The sequence below is a fragment of the Psychromonas sp. KJ10-2 genome (genome assembly GCF_047323255.1).
Lineage (GTDB): Bacteria > Pseudomonadota > Gammaproteobacteria > Enterobacterales > Psychromonadaceae > Psychromonas.
In genome coordinates this window covers 291,120-314,870 of the sequence record NZ_CP178827.1, presented here as the reverse complement: position 1 = coordinate 314,870, position 23,751 = coordinate 291,120, and the positions used below count along the sequence as shown (strand labels likewise).

The 23,751-nt window shown below is 35.5% G+C and carries 21 protein-coding genes, 5 tRNA genes and 2 pseudogenes; 4 read left to right on the top strand and 24 right to left on the bottom strand.

Annotation, left to right across the window (positions count from 1 at the left end):
- Positions 1 to 583: 583 nt before the first annotated feature.
- Both ACLKL2_RS01520 and ACLKL2_RS01515 read left to right on the top strand, forming a co-directional pair.
- On the top strand, positions 584 to 1,375 hold the full coding sequence (locus ACLKL2_RS01520) for an acetoacetate decarboxylase family protein (protein ID WP_413693104.1): 792 nt from the start codon (positions 584 to 586) through the stop codon (positions 1,373 to 1,375).
- Between the two features lie 103 nt (positions 1,376 to 1,478).
- Positions 1,479 to 2,321, top strand: coding sequence for an SDR family NAD(P)-dependent oxidoreductase (locus tag ACLKL2_RS01515; RefSeq protein WP_413693103.1), 843 nt, complete (start codon positions 1,479 to 1,481; stop codon positions 2,319 to 2,321).
- 231 nt (positions 2,322 to 2,552) lie between these two features.
- Here ACLKL2_RS01515 and ACLKL2_RS01510 read toward each other — a convergent pair.
- From ACLKL2_RS01510 to ACLKL2_RS01490, 5 genes and pseudogenes are all read right to left on the bottom strand, one after another.
- Positions 2,553 to 2,831, bottom strand: a pseudogene (locus ACLKL2_RS01510) (TetR-like C-terminal domain-containing protein); the annotation flags it as partial.
- Positions 2,783 to 3,022, bottom strand: coding sequence for a TetR/AcrR family transcriptional regulator (locus ACLKL2_RS01505; protein WP_413694221.1), 240 nt, complete (start codon positions 3,020 to 3,022; stop codon positions 2,783 to 2,785). The pseudogene ACLKL2_RS01510 and the gene ACLKL2_RS01505, both read right to left, overlap by 49 nt.
- Before the next feature lie 317 nt (positions 3,023 to 3,339).
- Positions 3,340 to 3,600: a hypothetical protein gene (locus ACLKL2_RS01500; RefSeq protein WP_113820374.1), complete on the bottom strand. Its 261-nt coding sequence runs from the start codon at positions 3,598 to 3,600 to the stop codon at positions 3,340 to 3,342.
- Positions 3,601 to 4,065: 465 nt separating this feature from the next.
- Positions 4,066 to 4,644 carry a hypothetical protein gene (locus ACLKL2_RS01495; RefSeq protein WP_413693102.1) on the bottom strand — a complete coding sequence of 193 codons (579 nt, stop codon included), beginning with the start codon at positions 4,642 to 4,644 and terminating at the stop codon, positions 4,066 to 4,068.
- Between the two features lie 143 nt (positions 4,645 to 4,787).
- The gene (locus tag ACLKL2_RS01490) at positions 4,788 to 5,084 is read right to left on the bottom strand and encodes a hypothetical protein (protein ID WP_413693101.1); all 297 of its coding nucleotides are present in this window, start codon (positions 5,082 to 5,084) and stop codon (positions 4,788 to 4,790) included.
- Positions 5,085 to 5,409: 325 nt separating this feature from the next.
- On the opposite strand from ACLKL2_RS01490, the pseudogene ACLKL2_RS01485 reads away from it, so the two are divergent.
- Positions 5,410 to 6,533: pseudogene (locus ACLKL2_RS01485) on the top strand (IS3 family transposase).
- Positions 6,534 to 7,072: 539 nt separating this feature from the next.
- Here the strand turns inward: ACLKL2_RS01485 and ACLKL2_RS01480 are convergent.
- The 17 genes from ACLKL2_RS01480 to ACLKL2_RS01400 form a co-directional block, all read right to left on the bottom strand.
- Positions 7,073 to 7,657 carry a 4Fe-4S single cluster domain-containing protein gene (locus ACLKL2_RS01480; RefSeq protein ID WP_413693100.1) on the bottom strand — a complete coding sequence of 195 codons (585 nt, stop codon included), beginning with the start codon at positions 7,655 to 7,657 and terminating at the stop codon, positions 7,073 to 7,075.
- Complete coding sequence (locus ACLKL2_RS01475) at positions 7,657 to 8,121, bottom strand: hypothetical protein (RefSeq protein WP_413693099.1); 465 nt, start codon at positions 8,119 to 8,121, stop codon at positions 7,657 to 7,659. Before ACLKL2_RS01475 ends, ACLKL2_RS01480 begins: the two co-directional genes overlap by 1 nt.
- 1 nt (position 8,122) lies before the next feature.
- Entirely contained in the window at positions 8,123 to 8,326 is a 204-nt protein-coding gene (locus tag ACLKL2_RS01470) for a DUF2997 domain-containing protein (protein WP_413693098.1), read from the bottom strand.
- Positions 8,319 to 9,341: a hypothetical protein gene (locus ACLKL2_RS01465; protein WP_413693097.1), complete on the bottom strand. Its 1,023-nt coding sequence runs from the start codon at positions 9,339 to 9,341 to the stop codon at positions 8,319 to 8,321. Before ACLKL2_RS01465 ends, ACLKL2_RS01470 begins: the two co-directional genes overlap by 8 nt.
- Complete coding sequence (locus ACLKL2_RS01460) at positions 9,326 to 10,576, bottom strand: hypothetical protein (protein WP_413693096.1); 1,251 nt, start codon at positions 10,574 to 10,576, stop codon at positions 9,326 to 9,328. The genes ACLKL2_RS01465 and ACLKL2_RS01460 overlap by 16 nt, the downstream gene beginning before the upstream one ends.
- Positions 10,573 to 11,550, bottom strand: a complete 978-nt coding sequence (locus tag ACLKL2_RS01455) for a hypothetical protein (RefSeq protein WP_413693095.1) — start codon at positions 11,548 to 11,550, stop codon at positions 10,573 to 10,575. Before ACLKL2_RS01455 ends, ACLKL2_RS01460 begins: the two co-directional genes overlap by 4 nt.
- Positions 11,498 to 12,211: a hypothetical protein gene (locus ACLKL2_RS01450; protein WP_413693094.1), complete on the bottom strand. Its 714-nt coding sequence runs from the start codon at positions 12,209 to 12,211 to the stop codon at positions 11,498 to 11,500. The genes ACLKL2_RS01455 and ACLKL2_RS01450 overlap by 53 nt, the downstream gene beginning before the upstream one ends.
- Complete coding sequence (locus ACLKL2_RS01445; RefSeq protein ID WP_413693093.1) at positions 12,212 to 14,620, bottom strand: AAA domain-containing protein; 2,409 nt, start codon at positions 14,618 to 14,620, stop codon at positions 12,212 to 12,214. It abuts the gene before it with no gap.
- A complete protein-coding gene (locus ACLKL2_RS01440; protein ID WP_413693092.1) occupies positions 14,565 to 14,918 on the bottom strand; it encodes a hypothetical protein in 354 nt (117 codons plus the stop codon). The genes ACLKL2_RS01445 and ACLKL2_RS01440 overlap by 56 nt, the downstream gene beginning before the upstream one ends.
- Positions 14,912 to 15,535 carry a hypothetical protein gene (locus ACLKL2_RS01435; RefSeq protein WP_413693091.1) on the bottom strand — a complete coding sequence of 208 codons (624 nt, stop codon included), beginning with the start codon at positions 15,533 to 15,535 and terminating at the stop codon, positions 14,912 to 14,914. The genes ACLKL2_RS01440 and ACLKL2_RS01435 overlap by 7 nt, the downstream gene beginning before the upstream one ends.
- A gap of 8 nt (positions 15,536 to 15,543) precedes the next feature.
- Positions 15,544 to 16,236 carry an AAA family ATPase gene (locus tag ACLKL2_RS01430; protein ID WP_413693090.1) on the bottom strand — a complete coding sequence of 231 codons (693 nt, stop codon included), beginning with the start codon at positions 16,234 to 16,236 and terminating at the stop codon, positions 15,544 to 15,546.
- 8 nt (positions 16,237 to 16,244) lie between these two features.
- Entirely contained in the window at positions 16,245 to 17,159 is a 915-nt protein-coding gene (locus tag ACLKL2_RS01425; protein ID WP_413693089.1) for a hypothetical protein, read from the bottom strand.
- A 1,134-nt stretch (positions 17,160 to 18,293) separates the two neighbouring features.
- A tRNA-Pro gene (locus tag ACLKL2_RS01420) sits at positions 18,294 to 18,370 on the bottom strand.
- Between the two features lie 257 nt (positions 18,371 to 18,627).
- A tRNA-Leu gene (locus ACLKL2_RS01415) sits at positions 18,628 to 18,712 on the bottom strand.
- A 36-nt stretch (positions 18,713 to 18,748) separates the two neighbouring features.
- Positions 18,749 to 18,824 (bottom strand) — tRNA-His (locus ACLKL2_RS01410).
- Positions 18,825 to 18,842: 18 nt separating this feature from the next.
- Positions 18,843 to 18,919: transfer RNA gene (locus ACLKL2_RS01405), tRNA-Arg, on the bottom strand.
- Positions 18,920 to 18,966: 47 nt separating this feature from the next.
- Positions 18,967 to 19,043 (bottom strand) — tRNA-Pro (locus ACLKL2_RS01400).
- Between the two features lie 421 nt (positions 19,044 to 19,464).
- Here ACLKL2_RS01400 and ACLKL2_RS01395 point away from each other — a divergent pair.
- Positions 19,465 to 20,376 carry a DUF3014 domain-containing protein gene (locus ACLKL2_RS01395; RefSeq protein ID WP_413693088.1) on the top strand — a complete coding sequence of 304 codons (912 nt, stop codon included), beginning with the start codon at positions 19,465 to 19,467 and terminating at the stop codon, positions 20,374 to 20,376.
- 283 nt (positions 20,377 to 20,659) lie between these two features.
- Here the strand turns inward: ACLKL2_RS01395 and ACLKL2_RS01390 are convergent, their stop codons facing one another.
- Both ACLKL2_RS01390 and ACLKL2_RS01385 read right to left on the bottom strand, forming a co-directional pair.
- A complete protein-coding gene (locus ACLKL2_RS01390) occupies positions 20,660 to 22,432 on the bottom strand; it encodes a sugar phosphorylase (protein WP_413693087.1) in 1,773 nt (590 codons plus the stop codon).
- 83 nt (positions 22,433 to 22,515) lie between these two features.
- Complete coding sequence (locus ACLKL2_RS01385) at positions 22,516 to 23,739, bottom strand: glycosyl transferase (RefSeq protein WP_413693086.1); 1,224 nt, start codon at positions 23,737 to 23,739, stop codon at positions 22,516 to 22,518.
- Positions 23,740 to 23,751 lie beyond the last annotated feature (12 nt).

Genomic DNA, 23,751 nt, shown 5'->3' with positions numbered 1-23,751 from the left:
GTAATTTCAAAAAAATAAAATGTCCAAGCTAGTGACCCCTTGGTGGTTAGCCTTAATATGATTAAGGTTTATGAGGCAATGTAATCACGCCACAATTTTTTGTGGCGTTTACAACACTTGTGAAGGTTTTCATACAAGACAAATAATAGAGTGTAACCAATAAAGTTAGAAAAAGTATTTTAAGAATTTAGCGAGCATCCCTCTCTTTGGAAAACATAAATTAAAATTCAATAATAATGTTCACATACGCACATTCTTATGTTTTAACTAATCGCTACTTTTATCAACTTAAGTATGTTCAAAATAAGCTCCCCTATTTGTACTATACGAGTCTCCTAACTGCGTAATACTATTGCGTTTGCTAAAGCTGGTTAAGCGGCGGCAGTAATCAGATAAACTTAGAGAGACTTTTAATTGTAATAAAAACAAATTTGTACCTATTGTTGCAATTATCTTTCTTACCATGTTTATCCGAACCATTAAGCAGTAGCATATGAACTTGTCGACTCGAAACAAAATGTCCAGACCAGAAAAGATAAACTCGGGTCACGTCAATTCAACTATTTAGATTAAGGAATGAATTATGAAAAAAAGTCATGGCGAGAGCGTTTATATTCCAGAGGAAATAACGTCGGTTTTTACAGCGCCCGATTATCCTTTTCCTGATTCGGAGAATTATTTGATTGCATTCAAAACTGAAAAAGAGGCTTTGAATGGAATATTACCGGAAGGGTTTCAATTTATTTCAGGATACGAAGATGTTGTTTTACTTCGTGTTAACAGATTTGAATCAAAAGATAAAAAAATAAGACCTTACTGGGAAACGGTAATATCTATTCCTGCAATATTTGGTGAGGGTGAAGATACTATTCAGGGTGAATATGCCTCACAACTCTACTTAGGTTCGCTCGAGCCTGAAAGTAATACCTCGCCAACGCTAACAGGGCAAATGCATTATGGATATCCTAAACGTGAAGCGATATTTAATGTAAAAGGTCAGTTTGGTGTTAATGATACCAGAATACAAATGTCTCGCCATGAAACGCTATTGTTCGATATCGACGTTAAAGAAAAAGAAGATACTGTGGCCGTTGATCCCAACTTAATGGATCTTCAGGGAAATATGATGGTCTTTAAAGCAATTCCAAATGCAACTGGTAATGGCTGGGATGTGCTAGAAATAAATACGCCAATAGTAAAAGAAGGTTCTTTTAATTTAAAAGATATGCGGGCTGTTGATGTTGAGTTTAAAGGTAATCTCAAACTCGATTCTGGGCGTGTCATTCCAGTAAAAGAAGTTATTGGTTCTGTGTATATGAAATACGATTGGATTCTAGGTCAGGCTGAGTTGGTGCATGACTATCTTGATAATTAGTTTATGTATGTTCAACAACTTGAGCCCTCGTTGTTCGAATACAGACTAGCACTTTTTCAAGAGCATACAATTTCCAGAGCGCCATTATTCTTGGCCTCTGGTGATGCGGGATATAAAAGACAAAGTTATTTGGATTACTGGCGGCTGCTCCGGTATGGGGTTAGCTAGTGTGAAATTGTTCCTTAGCAAAGGTGCAAAAGTAATGGTCACTGACATTAATGAAGAAAAAGGAAGTACTCTTTCAGATGAATTTGGAGCAAATGTCATATTTTACAAAGCTGATATGACTAAAACAAATGAGCTACAAGATGCTGTAAAAGGTGTAATGGATACTTGGGGAAAAGTGGATATTCTTCTTTCTTGTGCAGGAGGAGGAGGGCTTACATGGGCTTTGCCAATGACACCAACCCCCGAAAGCATGCAGTCAGGCGGCCCGTTAAACTGGCAATATACAAATGAGGGTCCCGGTTCTCTAGATGCATTCATGTCTGATATTAATATCAATTTGGTAGGGAATTTTGATGCAGCTAGGTTAGCAGCATTTCAAATGATGAAAAATGAACCAAATGAGCATGGAGAAAGAGGAGCGATTATTTTTATATCTTCAATTTCAGCAAATAAAAGGCACTCTCCGGGTTTTAATTGTGGTTATGCTTCTAGCAAAGCTGGTTTATTAGGATTGACCAAAGAAATGGCAGTAAATCTTGCGCCTGGTGGAGTAAGGGTTAATTCAATTCTTCCTGGTTATTTTGATACCAAATTCGTAGAACAGGTTCGTGATGTTGCAGCAGATCAGTGGAAAGAAGCCGCAATTTTCCCTAAAGAGCCTGGTGACGTAAAGTGTGTTGCAACAATGGCAGCTGAAATTGTGGAAAACTATTACGTCAATAATGCCACCATTGAGGTTACTGCCGGTTTTACTGGAACAACGAGTTACCAAGCTTAAATAAATTAACGCTAAAGTTAAAATAAAGGTTTTGAATATTAACTTAATTTATATGAAATCTTCATCTATAAATGTTTTGAGTGTTCAACTTTATTTTGACTTTAGGAAGCTGTTATCTTAAGCACCTTGAGCGGTATGCTTGATATGACTGGTATTTTGTTTAAACGTATTCCTTACTTGAATAAGTATGCCCTACATAGCTTCAAAGAAAAATGACAGCAAGACGGAGAGTTATAACTTATATGCATTGATATTTTCCACAGCCTTCGCCATAACTTTAATGTCAGGCTCACAGTTATTTTTCACCCAGGTAATCAATAATTGATATAAACCACCAGCCGTGAATTGTCTGTGTAATAAATGGTCTATCTCTTGCCCTTTATTGATCCCCAATAGATTTTCCATATCTTTAAGGTTTTCAACAAATATATCTAGCAATAAAGTTTGAATATTAGATCTGATTAAAGACGACAAAAAATCTTTATATTGAAGAAAATAGCGAAAGAAACTTTCAGAAGCCTCAAATGAAGAGAGATTTTTTTACTCGTTAAGCAATTAGTATATTCACTATAAATAAACTTCATATGTTCGTAAATTAAATCCTCCTTGTAATTGAAATTTCGATAAAAGCCTGTACGTGAGACCCCCGCTTTTGAACACAACTCCGAAATAGTAATATCCTGAATATTCTTCTTTTTCATGATAATCAAAAGTGCTTGTGTGAGGCATCTTCTTGTCTCAATACTTTTAGGGTTTTTAATATTCATAAAAAATCAACTTCTAATGTAATTATAACTTTTTCTATATCACCTGAAATAAAATTAACTCTTGCACATACCGCAATTTTTAGCAGCCTGATTTTACTTAAAAATACGATAAAAGGAGGATCCAATATGGGTTACAGTCATTGCTTTAGTTTATAGAAAATGAGGAGCTAAAGTAAAGATAGTTTGGTATTCAAAAATAGATCGGCCCCCTTAATGCTAAGCCTTTGTTTTTTTACGGCATACTGAACTTACTAGATCTTGCAGAAGATAGTGTAACGTGTATTACTATTCCAACCTGATTGCTCTGTTTCATTTTGCAGATTGAGTTTAAAAGAAATATATTGTGTTATCTCTAATAAACTTCTCATTAGGTTACCTAACTTGTATTCACTAATTGAATATTCACAACTCCACACACCTTGAAAGTCTTGTGTTATATGAGCACTTTTATTACCTTCTACACGCAGGTTATTTAATGTATCAATGATATAGGTAGGCACTTTTTTGCTCATAGAAATTTTTTATTTTACTGTTCAAGTCCCCTGAGACTGGTGGCTTTAAATGAAGCTTTTCACCGACTTCATGACACCATAACTCAACATATAGTCGAGCTTTAAGTAAGCAACAAGAATGGTCGATAGAATAGTATTTTTCAACCTCCTGGCTTAAACGATAAAGTTCATGAAATGAATGCTCGATAAATAGGTAGTTGTTAGTAATTGATGGCGTGGTTGGTAAGTAAGCTAATTGACCCATGGTTATTATCCTCAATTTTTTTGAAATCTATGAGGCTAATATTAAAGACGCCACAATATTTGTGGCGTTTGCAAGCTTGTGAAGTTTTTCCATACCATACAAATAATCCAGTACCATGCCACCTGTAAATTTTTTGATTAATTTATACTATGAAACTTAATAGTTGCTGCATAAAACTTTAATGTGGATTAAGATATAACGAGCCATTGAAAGAGAATTGTTTATTTATTCGTGTTTTTTATCAAGAACTCTGGAACTGGAAGTAGCTCCTCTAAACGGTTACTTTCATATTCATAGGTAATAGTTTGACCTTCAATTACCTCTATACCAAGTAATAATATAGACACTTGAATCACATTCTTCGGTAACTCTGTATCAATAGAGCTCCCCATAATGACTGGCACATCTTTTTTACTCAAAGAAACAAGTTCATTGCCAATATTTTCATAATCGCTGTATTTAAAATTTTCTCCAGCGTTTATATGTAACATCGCATGTTTAATCACCATTGGATTAATACTAGACAGAGTCTCATAATTAAATGTTTTATGGATAATATCTTTGTAGTGATTTTGAGCATCGTCTTCTTTTCTGATAACGACAGAGTAAAATGCTGTCGTTTTATTTGAACTTGCAAACTCTCTGAAATACGCCCAATCATAATGATTGGCAACTATGTCATCCTCCATTAGCTTTGTTAATGAGTACAGTGGTTTGTGAAAATCGTTAGCGATGACATCAAACTTTTCAGGTGTCATACAGGTTGAATCAAAGTGATCTTTAGTTGAAATAAATAGCATGTAATCTATATCTTTCGTTAACTCTTCTACTTTTTTGTTTGTATTATTTTTATCAGCTGAAGTACTACAAATACAGCATAGTATTCCGTTATATTTTATCTTTTTCGAAATAGTAGTAACGGTTTTGATCGCCGTAGAATCATCTATAGAGCAGATAAAAAAACAATTCCATAAGAACCGATTACTTTCTCCATCTCATCAAAACCAGAAACGTTATAATCATCATCTTGCCCTAATACTTTAATATTGAAATTTATAACATCATTAAGACCAGTTGAATTATCTAGCGTTACAGAGGACATTAAAAAGAAATCAGCATTAATATTATTCTTGCATGAAATATGCCTTACAACAGCTTCCCCATCTTGACCAACTCCAATAATTTTCACATTATTTGTAAAGTCACTTTCAATATTTCTTAACTCTGTAGCTTGATTCATTTTATTTTTCCTAGCAAAGAAGGATATAAGGTCAATTTCATTAACCAATAAGTTGCAGTTGTAACTAAAAGTGAAAGTTAGTAACCCATTAACTATATACACTCATCCTCAAAGAATGAGTCGTATAAAGATGAGTGTATTAAAAAATTTTAACATTTTCATTGGAATCTAACATTTTGAAATGATTTCTAATGTTAAGTCGGTTATAACCTCTGAAATCATTTTAAGATTATTGTCTTTAAAAAAATAATACAAATTTCAGATTCTGGTCTAATTGAACTGGACACTTTAATTCTGGATAATACTATCCACTATCGAGGTGAACATGAATACAAAACGTCAGTACAAAACTTATACCACAGAATTTAGAGTAGAAGCATTAGCGTTGATCAATGAACAAGGCTATACCGTTCAAGAAGCCGCATCAGCATTGGGCATCACGACTAGCCTACTTTACAGCTGGAAACAAAAAGTGGAAGAGCGTGCAAATTCAACCGTAAATTCTGATGAGCGGACTGAGTTATTAGCACTACGAAAAGAAGTTAAAACCCTCCGAATGGAGAAAGGAATACTAAAAAAGGCCAGAGCCTTCTTCGCAAAAGAAGTGAAGTAAAGTTTCGATTTATTCGAGCATGTCGCTTTAAATATCCCATAAAACTACTTTGTAATGTACTACAAGTGAGTCGCAGTGCATTTTATGATTGGCTAGAACGACCGGCTAAAATTATCAGTGAAGAAGAATTGAGTATGTACCGACTGCACGACAGCTATTTAAACGTAGTCGTGGTAGTTTAGGCTCGCGGCAACTGTGTAAGAACTTGAGACTAGCAGGATTTAAAGTCGGCCGTCATCGTACACGTAGCATCATGCGTAAGTTGAAACTCGTTGTTAAGCAACGCCAAGCATACAAAGTAACAACCAAACGGAAACACAGCGATAACGTTGCAGTTAACTTACTGGCTCAGCAATTCAATCCTGCTGAGGCAAACTTAGTGTGGGCAGGTGATGTCACCTATTTAAGAACGAATCAAGGCTGGATGTATTTAGCTATTGTGATGGACTTATGCTCACGTAGGATCGTTGGCTGGTAATATCAAAACGTATGACCGTTGATTTGGTTGAGCGAGCATTACAGATGGCGATTAATATTAGGCGGCCTAATCTCAATATAGGAGTGGACGATTTAGTGCGTTATTGAACAAATATAGAATAACCGCATCGATGAGTAGTGTAGGTGCTTGCTTAGATAACGCGGTTGTAGAGCGATTTTTTGGCAGTTAAAAGAATGAATGGTTATTCAATGTTGTTCATTTAACACGTGATGCAATGAAGATGGATACTGAAGAATATATCCGTTATTACAACCATGAGCGACTGCATACTACTCTCGGTGATTTAACGCCGATTAACTATGAAAATTTACAAAGTCAGGTGTCCGGTTGGGGTTGACCAGAATAATTGGTCACGGCCTTAAGCGCCCCCCCCACTTTTTGGGCAACGGCTTTTTGAGTGAGGTTAGCATTAAGCCGAGCAGTTTTAATCCTATCACCCAGTTCCACAGCGATAGCATGTGTCGTTTAATCACTAAATACCATAAGACACCTTAAAAGATTGTTTATATTTAATTTTAGATATTAAAACCCTTAAAAGGATTATTAAATACATTAAAAGAAAAAATAACCCATAAAAAACCTTAAAAGGAACTTTACATTATATTTCTGTCACAATAACAACTTTAAGGGGATTTGTGACTCACTGGCAAATGCTTGGTGTCTGGTTTAGTGGGTTAATTTAACTAAATAGAAGTTTTTAATCGTTTTTGTTCATGTCTATTTAGGATAAAGGTTCGACACTTTTATCAAAACGAGTAACTCTCAACTTTTCAATCTGAAATATTAGATCTAGTTGGAACTAATAAAGTTTATTCAATATGAATAAAATAGGTTGCATGTTTTAGCTTTCTGTATTGACAGCATAACAATTTTATATCACTTATCTAATAACTTTTCATATAACTTTACAGATGGATACCCCAATATATCAATTTCACCAAATTCGCCTATATGAATTTCAACTTCATTACATTCTTCGTAATCTTCAGCTTTATACTTATCGGTAAAAAATAATACTTCTTGGTTAGTTGAACCTCTCCATCGAAGATTGACATCTCGTAAACTCAATTCAAAACGCCCCGTAACCATTATATCTACTAGCTTCAACACTTGAGAAAATAACGCATTACCTAATATTTCACTATAGCTATAACCACTATAAAGCATGCAATCAAACTTAGTTGACTGTAGTTTATTTAATAACCACAAAACATTTTCACATTGTTCTAGTGGTTCACCACCTAGAATCGTGACACCGCTAATATCGGTTACTGATAAAATATCAATAAATAGTGCTTCACGATCAATCAAATTTTTTTCTTTATGTGGCCACATGTCTGTATTCCAACAGCCTTTACATCCTAATGTACAACCTTGCAACCAGATTACGTAGCGCTTACCTGGGCCATAAATATCACTTCCCTTCGTTATATTTGCGTAGTTAAACTGAGTATCAAACATTAATGCCCCATTCTCGTCAGTACTAGTTTAATTTTTCCATTTACTCGCGATTCCTTTACAGAGAAGCCTTGTTCTTTGGCTTGAGCAATAGCTTTAGCCTTAGTTTCTTCAACATACTCTCTTTTAGTTTTCTCCATTTTTATACGTTCAGCTTCTGCTACACGTACTAACTTCAATTCATAGAAAGATTGATAGGCAACTTCCAACTCACTTAAGAACTGCTTTATTGGTATATATTGCTTGTTAAATATATTTGAGGTTAAATATCCGCCAATGTCATCGGAATCATGTACCAAATGATATTTTCCATTATGTAATTGAAAGTGCTGTTTCCCTTGATAATCTGATCGATTAGTTATAATTCGATTATTGATAACGTGACATTCAACATCTAATGACATTAACGCATCAAGTAAAACATCTTGCTCAATAAATGGGGTTAGAGTTTTAATTACAGCGCTCAAATTACTTCCTTTTCATGTTGATTTTAATAGGGGAGTCAATGGTAACTTGTTGCATATATTCATCTGTTTTTTTGACCAACGTAGGAGATTGAGAACCAAGTAATTTATCTAGGGCATCGATGCAGGCTTCGCCTTTGAAGCCAGCTGTTTTAGCGCTGATAGTTCCATCTTCATCAATTAATAAAATTATCTTTTCTTCAGCCATTTAGTTCATCCTTAGCAATAACAAGTTTTGCATTTAACCTTTTACAATCCATCTTCCCTTGCTCTAATTCTTTTTGATACTTTATTAATAAATAACGCTGCTGCCCTTTCGAAAATAGTTTACCCACTTGAGGTGGATCTTCCTTAGGCAGATCAAATTGCATGTTAGCATTTTCAGACTTATCAATGCCCAACAGCTTATCAAAAGCCGATTGAGTATCTCTTTCTTTTGCAGAGAAAACTCCGTGCTTATCAATGTCTCTTTCTGTTCGTTCTAAGTGCGCTTTTGCGTTCACAGAGGCATCATTCAATTTTTTATTTTCTTTGCTAATAAAGGATAGTTTTTGTTGGTAATTAGATACGAGTCTACGAATGCTTTTTAAATCATCATTCTTTATATCTTCATTATTTATAATTTTATTTTTTGCCGAATTTTGTTTATTGTTTTGTATATTTACCCACTTAATAATGTCATCACAATTAAGGTCAATAAGCTCTTCTTGATCGGCCAACAAAGCTTTGTCTAAAAAGTCTAACCAACCATCAATCAATAATGATGTTTGCTCTTTCTTCTCTTTATTAAACTCAACTTCATTATCACTAACAGCTTGCTCTGCCTTTTGCTTTTCTTTCATTGCTAGTTGTACTTTATTATTTAAGGTCGCTTGTTTATTTTTCCATTGCAGTTGTTGTACAGCTTTATCTTGTTCTTTCGTCAGCCTTGTCGCACGGTTTAACACATTTTTTGCTACTTCTTCAATTTTAGCGATCTGCTCTTCACGATGTGAAGGTGAAAGTGAATGCAACTTAACTTCGCTAAGTTGATCAAGCTCTTTTATGAGTGACCGTTTACTGGTCAACTGGCCAGTAAGAAAGGATCCCATAAAATTTCTAATATCATCCGTAATAGTTTTTTTACTATTCTCTATTTTTTCCAACTGAGCATATAGCTTGTCAACATTCCTATCCCAATGCTCCTGAGTATCTAGCCACTGTTGCTCTAGCTTATCTGGCAATGCTTTAACTGGAATACGTGGCGGTTGAATATCAATAGAAAAGGATATTTTTTTGCTAAATTTGTTTTATCAAAACCGATTAAGCGTCTTGCTTTAGAAAAAGCTTCTACACCTCCTGGCTTGAAAGAATTTTCATATTCCTGGAAATCTGTACATTCAACTTTTCCAAGATCTAGTTCATTATTATTCTGCCAACGCACTTGTTCTTCGACTTGTTCTAGGTAGCGTATTGGCGAATTAATTTCAGCAACTGAGAGTTGTGTATTTAAAGCCCAATTTTTTCTTGAAGCAATTACTTCATTAAACTCAATACAGTCCTCTAATTGTTCATCAGTAAGCTTCAACACCCAATTATAATAATCACTATTATTTTTTTCGGGTAATACCCAAGCTTCATTATCTGCATTGATCATCTGTATCAAAGGTATTTCTGATAAAAATATATTATCTGACTTTTGCGCTAACCGAGTTAAACTTTGACTTGATACTTGCTCTAAGTTAAGCCAAATATCAGTCTCTTTTTTGATGCTAATGTCGCTTTGATCAAGTACCCCCCACAATTTTACCGCATCACCGTGACTATAAAGCTGACTCGCTTGTGAGGAGCTTTTAAGCAGGTAGTTTGCTAAACTTTCGGGAAATATATGTTTATGAGCCACATCGATTTCTTGAACAGGCGAAGATTTTTTATCGACAGAGCGATCTAAAGGATGTGATTGTGACAAATATTCATACTTAGCTTCATGCCAGAATAAACGACAAAAAATATCGAAATAAGCATCTTCCTGAGTTTCATTAAGTCGACTTAAATATTGGTTTGGTTCTTGATTACCAACCAATGAACTCAAAATCAGAGCATAACTATTCGGATAGCCATGATCTGCAATTACTAAGCTACCATTTTGCATGACACCAGCTCTAATACAACAATGACCCGCCAAGGAATTAATAGCGTGTTGGGAAAGAGAAGGTTTACCAAGCAATAGGAAGACACAGACCCCTTTTGCAGCTAAACCTTGTAGCTTAATGATTACCTCATCATTGTCTAAAACTGGCGTCGCAATAATTAAACAATGTTCGACCTCAAATAATTCACTCCATTCAGGAGTGCCATAAAAAAGAGTATTACCATCATAATAACAATCATGCCCTTCAGGGTTATTTAACACGAAAACATTATTCAATTTTTGGTTTTGATAATCGACTAAAAACTGCGATTTATTTGATAAGATCATGCTGCAACCTCTTCGTTTATCTTGCGTAAGCAATCTTGTAAATACAGGGGTAGTTCACTTTCCCTTAAGCGTGTAAAAGTGCAATTCCCTTTCGTAAAGCTTTGCTCTTTTGATAAGTTAGCAAAATCAAGACTAGTTGAACATTTCCAAGTAAATATCTCCGTATTAGCGATAAAAATATAATATCGGTCATGATTGTCACGACTGTTTTTAACTAGCTCTTTTTCCCAACCTGTAGGCACGTTTACATCAGGATCCGTGGTAAAAACGACTCCGACATTAGGGTTACATTGATTGTGTATTGCGCACAAATTATTAGCATGAAGCTTACTTTTATAATGTCGATCAGAATAAATAATAGAATTTATTTCCGAATTTAATGTTAATGCTCTCAATAACTCCTCTGTACTAATTGCTTGTTTATCAGTAAAAGTAATACTCGGCAGAGTCATTTTAGTTAGTTTTGGCATTAAATAATTACTGGCGGCTGCATGCCAATAAACCTCATTAATTCGTTTTTCCCCATCAAGTTTTCTTAAAAGTTCTTGACCTAATAGAAGAGGTAAATCGAAATGGTTAATCGCACTATGTTTCAACCACGCTCGTTGCAGATACTCCATACTCTCTGGAGAGACATGATCATCTATAAATAATTTATTAAGCCATTGTTCCTGCCATTCTGAAGCAATAATTTTAAACTTAGGCATTATTGGTAAATTTCTCATAATCCCCTGCTTAAAGTTTCCAAATATAGTATTAACGTCATGTACCGGCAAAGAACGAATATTAAAGTCTTGTAAATATTTACATGGTTCAATATTGTCAATTTCTGCTCTACAATGTTTTTTATTCCAAGTCATATTTGAATGTTCACACAAGTCTTCTATTAACTTAGCGCTTAACTCTTGTGGAATTTTAATTTCAAACTCTTTTGCTTTTTTGCACATCTCGGGTATTGATTGTAATTTGTCCATTTATCGACCAGTGACAATTTGCTTTATCAAGCGGAGCATCTAATTTGATTTTAATTTGTGTCGATTTAGAGGCACTTCCTCTGTCAATAACCTCTATGGCTAGCTTACTAACTTTGCGTAATTTAGCTTCATTAATAAGGTACACGGTTGCTTGATCAGTATTTAACCTTAAGCTTGGTTGTGGCTTTTCTACTTGAGACCAATTATGCAACTGCTTACTTCTATTATTTTTACCATTATGAGATTGAGATTCCTCTATTCGCTGAATAGCGACTGGCATTTTTCCAAAGTAGTTATCATCGATATACCAAATTTCATAAATTCCGCGCTCTTTCGATAAAAGAGTACCTGTTTTGATAACATCAAAACCAAGCTGAGTAATTTCGTCATTTTTATACAGACCACTAGCAGTTAAAAAAGTCATTAAGCGAGGTGGCAGTTTTAACCCTTTTTGTAGTTGCTTAAGAATATTTTTAATGTCTGAACGTTCTTCAGAAATAAATAAATTAGCTAAAACCTTATAGCTTATTGCTTTAACGGTCCTTGTTAACGATATCTCTATTGGACTGGAGAAAGCATCTGTACTCATATCTGCCTGTTGCTGAGAAGGCTTAACTTGTTGTGATGATTGCTCAGAAAGATCAGCAAAATATTTCATCATCTATGACTCCTTAAATAATGAATGTGCCAGAGTCTTTAGATCTGGTGAAGGCGACTTGTGAGCATAATAATCATATTTACCCACTACTATTAATTGAAATCTAGCACGCGTGACTGCAACATTTAATCTATTTGGACTATCCATAAACCCATCTCTTTCTGTATTGACCATTGAAAGAAAAACAACATCAGCTTCCTGTCCTTGAAAATAATCCACAGTATTTAACTTTATTTGAACGCCTTTGTAGTGGAATCGGCTTCTGGCGTTTTTATTGTTTGTTAATTTTTGAATCTCAGAACGTAACTGTGCTTCTTGTCCTTTATAAAAAGTTAACACTGCAACCTCATATTCTTTTTCTTGATTTTCAGCCCACTCACAAAAACATTGTAACTCTTTAATTATCTTGACTGCTTCGGCAGGATTTTTATTCCCTCTTTGCTGGCCCCCATCAACATTGAGCCATATCGCCCGCTTAGTGTAATGTTCATAACTCCATCTTCTGTTTGTTTTACTACCATCAAGTAGAGAATGGGTTTTACCTTGTTCTGAATAAAATTGATTACGAGAATAATTTGAAATATCAGGATGCATGCGGTGCTGGTAGGTCAAAGTCGTATGACGGCACTCTTTCTCTTTGTTATTAAAACCTTGATTAAGCGTATTCGGTTGTTCTTTATTAGACTTTAAAATTCCAGATCCAGATAACGCTTCCAAAATGGAAGGAAACGCCATATCTCTCACTGTATAGATACGCCCTGTAGCATTAACGGACCTAGGCAAGAGTTGCTCTAACTGCCTTTTAATACCGGCAGCAGGATTACGGCCTGTACTATTAATAAATCGCAACCAATATTCACGCTCTAAACGCCAGACAATTTCATCTGCCCAGCTATTATTTTTAAGCTCATCAGTTACTGTACTATGGACTTCAGAGGATGAAGTTAAATCCTTAGAACGTTTAAGAGTGACATGATGTTCATTGTCCCAAAGCGCCTGATGGCGGAAACAATGACTTGATTGACGCCAACTATCATCAATAATAGCTGCATCATGTGGTAATATATTTTGAGTCGTTTCAAGTAATGAATGGTCAATAAAAATCAAAGAGTGTTCGTAAAGTAACCACGGCATTTCTTTTAACTTACTCGGGCTAAAATATTGCTTTATTTCATTATGATGTTTCTTGCCAATCAAGCCGATTGTGAGATAAGCTGAGTCACTCTTACTACGTGCGTTAATCTCATCTACCAATGCAGCTAACAAAGCAGAACTGACTGGCATAATTAATTTGTCATGATATCCCCATCTCCCGCTAACATTCTTCCTAAGAAAATTTAATAAAAAACATGCGTCTTGAACTGCCGCACTTAACTTTAATTCATTTTTGTTTTTAGAGGTTTTAGGCCTTAAAATTAATTCTTTAAGGTTGGCTATTATTTGTTCTCTATCTGTGAAAGGAGATAATTGTTTAATATCTCCCACCAAAATCCAACGTTTAGCGAACCGAGCTGGGACTAAAAATTCCGCAAAAGTTGTTTTACTGCATTCATCAATAATCATCACATCAAAAGGTGCATGACCTTTTTCAAGAGAAACTTTGTTATTATTGATAAGCCGTAATATGCCCATGGTTGTGCCACACACTAAATTAGAGCTATCAACGAGAAGCTGATCTAAATCATTAACGCCAGTAGCATGATGCAGCCCATCAAGTTGGTTATCATATTGAAACTCTTCAACTCCCTGTGCACGTGCCTCATCGCCAATACGCAAAGAAAATATTTCATTTTCTAACTCATTTTCTTTAACCCTTTCTAATACATTATTAATAGCAGCATGAGTCGAAGCAGTTAACAAAACTCGCTTGCCTTGCCTAACTAACTGTACAATTAACTCCAAAATAGTCGTTGTTTTACCAGTGCCAGGTGGACCGTCCAAAATTGCAAAATCAGTGGTATTTAGCCCCTTAGTGACAAACTCTCTCTGTTTATCACATCCTTCAAAATTAGGATCGGTTAAGATCTTCCAATTAATACTTTCTATATTTTTTAATGAAAATCTAGGCCAACTAATTGTTTGTCTATCAAGTAATAGATCAATCAAAGGTTTATTATCAGTATTGGGGATCTGCTTTAAAGCTTGAACGGCATTCATCTGGGAACGAATACCATTAACATTTACACGTACTTGAAGATGCTCGCAGGATGGATATACAGCTCTGCTACCACGGCCAAGTTTAATCTGTTTCTCTTCTGGTCTGCGCGCTAAGATCCTATATTTATTTTTAAAATCCTTTTGATTCGCATCTAATATATCCACATCACCATCAAAGAAAAACTCTAAAACATCACGCTCAGACGCAACTTCCTGACTGTTGTTTATATAATCTAGTTGGATCCATTTTTTCATTATCTTGTTTAAATTCACATTTAAAATCTAACTGCTTAAGCTGTTTATGAAACAATTTTTTTGGCGTCTCATCTTCGGTTTTAAGGTAAAAATTTCCGTCTTTATTAATCAACTGCCAACTACTAGGAATATCGGCACCTTCGCTAGTGGCAAGCTCACTAATCAGTAAGTTATTGGTAAATTCTTTTGTAATATCTACAATTTTAACCTGTTTTAAATTAGTTTTTTTGTTACAAACAAATAGTAATTTAGAATTAATTTCAACCGCCCCATCAGGTGGATTAAATTCATTTAACAAGCAAAAAGTAATTGCTCTGGCTTCATAGACCATATCGATAGACGGGTCGACAAACCCAAAAGCTTGATAGTTTTTCCCATTTGTTTTTTTACTTTAAATGAACGAGCCCCTTGAGTAACAGTAAACTCATTAGGTAAGTCTTCGGAGATCGGAGTAATTTCGAGGTTGTAACCAATCCAACTAATTTTAGATTCACTGACATCATCACCAAGATAAATAAAATGTTTTAAATTTTTATATCTGTAATGGTTCTCGGTTAATGGGATCTTAAATCTATTTTTTCCTTTTCCAATAAAAACAGGCTCATTAAAATCAGCTTCAAAATCTTCATCAAGTTGGCAGTCATCATCAATATCACGGGTAATTTCAAACCAACCCGCTTCAACACTTTCAAGCGAGATATCTAAAATAGGTTTAATCTCAAATATTTTTGACTGTGGGATCAACATCGCTCCAAGTGAAGATAATTTGGACCAACTACATTTTACCTCTTTCTTTTCCAACGCCGTTTTAGCGTTTGCCAAGTAACGGCGAAAAGGCTCTAATTTATCGTTAACTAATTTTGTTGAATATGGCTGAGGCCCTGTTTGCAGCGCAGTAAAATACGGGTTTTCCATAACAGATCCTAATTTTTAAGAAACGGGTTAGTATTTTCTTGTTTTAGTCTTGGCCTATCTTTAGTTGGCTCTAGAAGATCTTCAGGTTTATTACTACTCGCATTAACCGTCCGACCTTTAACCCATTTCCGTGTACTTTGGATTGCATCATACATCGTTGTTGAAAGTGGCATCGTCGCCTTCATTGCATCTTGAATATCATGTGCAAGTAATTCTCTGTGCTCACTAAAAGCCCGGAATAAAGCTTCTTTGATAGCCTCTTCTAGCTCCGCACCAGTAAATCCTTTACTCGATTTAGCCAAATTAATTAACTCATTTTCGTTGAAAAGCTCATGACGATTATTTCGTTTTTTAAGGTGAATAGTTAAAATTTCATAACGTTCAAGTTCTGTAGGTAAATCGACAAAAAATATTTCATCCATACGACCTTTACGTAATAATTCAGGCGGAAGCATTTCAATATGATTAGCAGTTGCTAAAACAAAAACAGGTGCAGTTTTTTCCTGCATCCACGTTAGAAATGTACCTATAACTCTTGCGGTAGCACCACCATCGCTTTGGCCAGAGCTTTGTAAACCTGCTAATGCTTTTTCAATTTCATCTACCCATAAGATACAAGGAGCTATTGTTTCAGCCATTTGCACTGCCGCACGCATATTATCTTCTGATTGACCGACAATACCTGCAAAAATTTTGCCCATATCCAGCCTTAACAATGGCAATTGCCAATTACTTGATACGGCTTTAGCAGCAAGACTTTTCCTGTTCCGTGTAGCCCTAACATCAAAATTCCACGCGGGTATTCTAGCCCATATTCTTGAGCATCTTCACTAAACGCATTTTTACGACGTTCTAACCAACCTTTAAGGTTATTAAGTCCACCAACATCTCTAAGTCCTACTTGTGGATGAAAGTATTCAAGTAATCCCGATTTTTTTATTACTTGTTCTTTTTCTGAAACAATTAAATCAATTTCAGACTCAGTGAGACGCTGTTTCTCAACAGCAACTTTAGCAAATGCTAACTGCGCTTCACTAGTGGATAGCCCCAATGCTGCATCAATTAATTTAGCTGTTGGTTCAAAGTCACGATCATCTAGGTCATAATGATTTTTAGCATGTTCCATCAGTGTTTTTAATTCATCACGATTAGGAAGAGGTAAAGACATCACTTGCATATCTTTTTCTAACTCTAAAGGGAATGCTTGTGTAGGTTGAGACATCAAAATAGTTTGGTTTGGGTAGTTACCTAAAGATTTTTTCTTGGAATATAACCTTAATTTAGAAAATAAATTAGGATTTATAGCCTCAAGCTCATAATGAATATCTTCTAAAAGTAAAATACTATTCGTAGGATCATCATTGCAGTTTTCACTAAACTCATCAGACTCATCATTTTCAGACAAATACCAATCAAGCACGGCTTCAAGATCCAGATTTAACCTACTTTCAGATGCTATGTTCTCTAATCCGCTTATTCTATTCCAAATAAATAAGTTGCGATCTAATACGTTAGAAAGATCAATGCAGGTGGCATGAATTCGCAATGTATCGTGGCTAACAATTTGGATAAGTGGCACACCGGCTTTTGTATTTAATTCTAATTGTGATGTGAAATAATTCATTTATTTCCTTAAAAATGCTTTTTGTTTTATATAATTATACAAAAAATACAAAATATTAGATATATTTTCATCAATAAATAGCTACATATTTGAAGATAGAGCGAATCTATTGCAATTTCCGCTTACTTCGTCACCTTCATAATCGACAAATATAAAGATTAGTAAAATCAAGTGAATAAATAACGATGAAATACCAAAACCTGTTGCGAATAAAAATTTTTTTAGCACGCTTACCTTTTAAATTCATATGATATCAATCAGGAATTAGAATATAGTGAAAACTATTTTTTATTCTTTATCTGTAACCTCAAAAAACTCACCAATTGACACACTTAAATATTGGCATAACACTTCCTTAGCATCCCCCTTTTTTGCAGTTTTAGTTTACAAACGATAAATTATATTTTACAAATATTCATATCTTGAACCTCACATTAAAACGAAGATAAATAACGTTAAACGTAACAACGGAAGAACTAACTTCACATATAAAATATGACGTTAAAACAACACGCGAAACATTAAAAGATTCAGCCTTTGGTCGATAGAATAGTATTTTTCAACCTCCTAGTTTGAACGATAAAGTTCAGAAGATGAATGCTCAATAAATAGGTAGTTGTTAGTAATTGATGGCGTGGTTGGTAAGTAAGCTAATTGACCCATGGTTATTATCCTCAATTTATTTGAAATCTATGAGGCTAATATTAAAGACGCCACAATATTTGTGGCGTTTGCAAGCTTGTGAAGTTTTTCCTTTCAATACAAATAAACCATTACCATGCCACCTAAAAGTTTTGATTAATTTAAACTAGGAAGCTCAATAATTGCTATATAAATTATATTTGGTCACAAACACTAAAAACTCAACTTTTTGGGGCTAGATTAAGGAAACTAAAAGTAATTGATATTCGTTAAAGTGAAAGTTAGATGAGTAATGATTTGTATATTTTGGCCGAAAAAAAACCGCTTTTGCGTTTAAGCATAAAGCGGTTTTCTTAATGTGGTCGGTGATAGATGGAGCGAATAAGCGGCAGCTTAGTGTCTGAGCTATATTTTCAACTAATCTCGTACTTTCAGAGGCATAAACGAAAAAATCCGCTTAACTATTTCTAGCTAAGCGGATTATTCTTAATGTGGTCGGTGATAGAGGATTCGAACCTCTGACCCTCTGGTCCCAAACCAGATGCGCTACCAAGCTGCGCTAATCACCGAGTATTTTTATTCGTGTTTTATAATCAAGGGTCAGAACCCTCTGGTCCAACTTTCATCCGAAACACCGGAGATACGCTATCAAACCACGCTAACCACCGAGTACTTTTATTCGTATTTTGTTATAAGAGGTCAAACCCTCTGGTCCAACTCTTTTCCAAAACACTGGAGATGCGCTACCAAACTGCGCTAATCACCGAAATTGTTAATATCTAATTATTCAGGGATTAAAATTAACTAATTGATATTGTTGTTTAAATGGTGCGGAAGGAGAGACTTGAACTCTCACACCTTGCGATACTAGAACCTAAATCTAGCGCGTCTACCAATTCCGCCACTTCCGCAACTACTTAAACATTGTCAAACTAAGATTTAAAAAATGGGGCGAATGACGGGGTTTGAACCCGCGACAACCGGAATCACAATCCGGGGCTCTACCAACTGAGCTACATCCGCCACTAAACTTTTTAAAAATGGTACGCCCTACAGGATTCGAACCTGTGGCCTACGGCTTAGAAGGCCGTTGCTCTATCCAGCTGAGCTAAGGGCGCAAAAGCAGGATTTATACCTTACAACGATTTCTCATTGTATTCAAATGTGGTCGGTGATAGAGGATTCGAACCTCTGACCCTCTGGTCCCAAACCAGATGCGCTACCAAGCTGCGCTAATCACCGAGTATTTTATTCGTCTTTTAGAATCAAGAGTCAGAACCCTCTGGTCCAACTTTCATCCAAAACACCGGAGATACGCTATCAATCTACGTTAACCACCGACTGTTTTATTGTTGAAACGCGTAATGCCTGTCAACGAGGCGAGATATTACTGAGTTGCAGTCTTGTCGTCAAACTTTATTTACATATATTTTGTCGCTTGCCGAATTATTAAACGCATTGCACAATATTGATTCATATTTTAATTAAAAATGCTTTTTAATGCTATTTTTTAAACAGGTTTAACTGTATTTATCTCAATTAATTTATACGCTTAAGTAAAATAGGTGCATAAACTATCTTTAAATTCAGATATAGTGAATCTGTCGTTGATTTAAATGCTTACTTCAACATGTTAACTACTTTAAAATGGAGTAAATAACACATGCCTTACCCTGATCTCCCAAAAGAAAAATCGTATTCATGGTTTAATATTTTATTAATTATAATTTGTATTTCTATGTTTGGTTATAGTATCTATTTTTTCACTTATCCTGAGCAGAACCACAAGTTAATTGAAAGACTAGGTTTATCTACTTTACTTTCTCCGTCAAGCACAAAGCTAAATGAAAACACCTCTACTAGTTCACAACAGTTACAGGGCCAACCATCTGCTATGCAAACTGTTCAACCCCCTATCGTTTCAACTACTGAACCAACAGTAGATGAACAACCAATAGTAGAGTTACCAGCATTAGTTGAATCAGATCCTGAAGTGCTGTTATCCATGCAGGAGTTCAGCCAGCCTGAGCTAATGAATAATCGTATGCTACAAAATGGTATTATTAGTAGCACGGTTGTATTTATTGATAACTTTAGTCGAGGCGACTTTATCGCTAGCTTTAGTCCATTGCTTCCGCCTATTTTACCCTTTGTTATCGATACAAAAGCCGGACAAACATTTGTCTCTCAAAAGAGCTACCAGCGTTATGATAACTACGCTAATTACATTGACTCCCTAGATTCAGAAAAATTTGTCGAGGCTTATAAAACGTACAAACCATTAATAGATGAGTCTTATTCTGAAATAGCGCGACCTGGCTCAGAGTTCCATGACATTTTAAATAATGCTATTGATGTTGCATTAAGTGTACCTGTGATTAAACAGCCTATCTCATTGCACTCCCCTTCTGTGATGTACCTTTTTGATGACCCTAGTTTGGAAGCATTAAATGACGCGCAAAAATTAATGCTGAGATTTGGTCCTGATAACCTCACTAAGATTCAAAACAAACTCAAAGAAATTCAAGCGGTATTAAATAAACCCGCTGTTGAGACGAGTGAGTTTACTGAATAATACCAATCATAGTAAGTAACTGATCTATTTTACTTGTTAAAACAACTTATTTTTTCGTTGTAAGTTTCGTATAGGGAACAACCATTTACATCAACTTACGCCTAAAACTAAGCCATTTTTCCCGCGCAAAATTTAGATCAGTTATTTAATACAATTGGTATAACTCGCCTGCCTATGAATTTAGGGTGGGTAGACGGTTACTTTTCTATCTAAAAGCAAAAAGCCAATCGTTAATGATTGGCTTTTTATTTACAGGCTTAACAACTTTTACTATCTCATCATTTTATTCATAGAGAATATTACTTATCCACACCGTTTGATAAGGTGCAAGCATCATCATATCGGCTTGTACATCAATCACTTCACCTGAGATTAATTCATACCAGTTATCCGTCATGATTAAATTTAAATCATGAATCGCAAGCTCCATTTCATGGCTAGTGATATTACTGATACAGAATATACTCTGTTTTCTATCCAGGCTTTGACGCCAAAACCCAAACATCTGTAGCCCTAAATGCAAGGTAAATTGTGTTGCATTAGGGTGGAATGCAGGTTGCTTAATACGAATATCCAATAGGTCTTTTAATGAGCTTAAAACAATTGAATGATGGTTAGTTTCATCATCTAAATTATCTTGTAACTCTTCGTAGTCCCAACGATGTCTGTTAATGGAGCGATTGTGCTGTGTATTAGCGACTTTTTCATAATCGTTCTGTGTACCTAATAAACTATGAATATAAACGCCTGGTACTCCTTCTAAACCAAACATAATGGCATGAGCACAAAGGAAACGTTGTAATCCTAATTTATCTTTACCTTTGGTTGTACCTTGTAACGCATCGTAGAGTGCAATATTAATTTCATACGCTTTAGGTGCGCCAGTTTCAGTGGTTCGCCATGAAACCTTTCCGCCAAATTGTTGCATGGTTTCTACTAACGTTGTTAATTCATAATCATTTAACAAGCCTTCAGCAGGACGTAAACCAATGCCATCGTGCGATGCGATAAAGTTAAAATAGAAAGTCCCATTTTGCGACGGTGGCATACTCATTAACCAACGCTTCAAGTATAAACAGTTACCTGTTACTAACGTATTAATAAGGAGAGGAGGTAATGAGAAGTTGTAGATCGCATGAGCTTCATTGGCATTACCAAAATAGGTTAGATTTTGTGTGTTAGGGATATTTGTTTCCGTAATAATAACCGCATCACCTTGCGCATGCTCTAATAATGTTCTTAGTAAACGAACCACTTCATGGGTTTCAGGTAGGTTAATAGAGGCGCTATTAAGCTTTTTCCATAAAAATGCCACTGCATCAAAGCGGAAAATTTTCACGCCCATGTCTAGGTATAAGCGGATAATAGACACAAAGCTTTTTAGTACTTCAGGATTCCTAAAGTCAAAATCTACTTGGTCGTGACTAAAGGTACACCAAACGTGTTGTGTACCCTTACCTGTTTCCGTTTCTCTTAGTAAGTCAGAGGTTCTTGGGCGCACCACACTTGATAAATCATCATCCGGTGATGCAGTGTAGAAAAAGTCACTACCAACACCTTCTCCTTTGATAAAGTTATCAAACCATGCACTCCGGCTCGAACAATGGTTAATCACGAGGTCTGACATCAAACGGCGCCCTTTAGCGATCGCTTGTATGTCAGTCCAATCCCCTAATGATTCGTTAACGCTAGAATAATCGATCACTGAAAATCCATCATCGGAGCTATAAGGGAAGAAGGGTAGAATATGCACACTATTAACGCTATCAGCGAGATAGTTATCCATAAAGTGCTGCAGTGTCACCAGTGGTTTTTCGTTTGGTTTCATCACGCTGTCACCGTAAGTGATCATAATGATATCTTTCTGCGACCAATGGTTTTCATAGGCAATCGGTACTGAACAATGTTCATGCAATCTCATTAATTTAATTAACTGATCGCTCAAGTCTTCAGTACTGATGCTTAAATCGACATCTTTATAAATAAAATTAAGCTGCTGTGTCAATTTACTTTTTAACAGTAACAGTTCATGTTCTGCTGCACTTATCCCAGCCATAAAACTCCCTTATCATCACCAAACGTTACTTTTATGTAGCCGCTTGGTGCAATTTTTATTATTGATTGTAGTGTGAGTAAAGATTATTCACTGAACTCTTGATAATCTAACTCCACTGCTTCTTTTAGTTGCTCTAAGACATCTGGCATTGCACTAATCACACGACTCCATGAGGGAATAAAAGGTGTATCCATTGGTTTGTCTAAGAAAATTTGGCCAGCAGTCATGACATTTTCTGCAAACATTTCAATGGCTTTCTCTTCATTATGGATATCTAGACTTAAACCATTCATTAAGGCATCACCACGGTACATTTCTAAATAATCCAATGCGATTCGATAATAAGTGGCTTTAAGAGTACGAATACTTTCAGTACTAAATGTTTCACCCTGTGTTGCTAGTTTACGAATAAAGGCTTTAGTAATGTCTACTGACATTTTTGATAAACCACCTTCTACATTATCAAGTGATAAATCTTGGTGTTTATGGTCGTAAGCATCTGAAATATCTACCTGACAAGTACGGTTGCTGGCATAGTTACGATGCATTTCTGATAACACACCGATTTCTAGTCCCCAATCACTTGGAATACGTAAATCAGTCAACACATCTTTACGGAATGAAAACTCCCCCGCTAATGGGTAAAGGAAGCTATCAATAAATTCTAAGTAATCGTTATGACCAATGGTTTTCTTCAACGCTTTCACTAATGGAGTGACCAATAAGCGAGATACGCGACCATTTATTTTGCCGTCTGCAACACGAGAGTAAAACCCTTTACAAAACTCATAGTTAAAACCAGGGTGAGCAACTGGGTAAATTAGTCGTGCTAATAAAGAACGATCATAAGTCACAATATCACAATCATGTAATGCCACTGACTCCGCTTTACCTGAGGCTAAGGTGTAGCCCATGCAATACCAAACATTACGGCCCTTCCCTAACTCTTTAGGTGCAACGCCAAGTGCTTGTAATTTTGCATCTAATGCTTTTAATCTTGGTCCTTCATTCCATAATACACGATGATGCTGTGGTAATTTTTTGAAGAATTTAAGCGCATGACGGTACTGCTCTTCATTAGCGCGGTCTAATCCGATAACAACTTCACTTAAGTAAGGCACTTCACATAGGTGGTCAACGATATCTGGGAATGCATCGCCTTCTAATTCTGAAAAAAGTGAAGGTAAAATTAGCCCCATTGGGCGAGTTGCAGAAAATGTTTGTAATTCAGCTTCAAGATGTTCATTACTGCGCTGTCTTAGATTATGCATTGTAGTCACAATGCCATTTTGATAAAAATCAGCCATTTTAGAATTCCT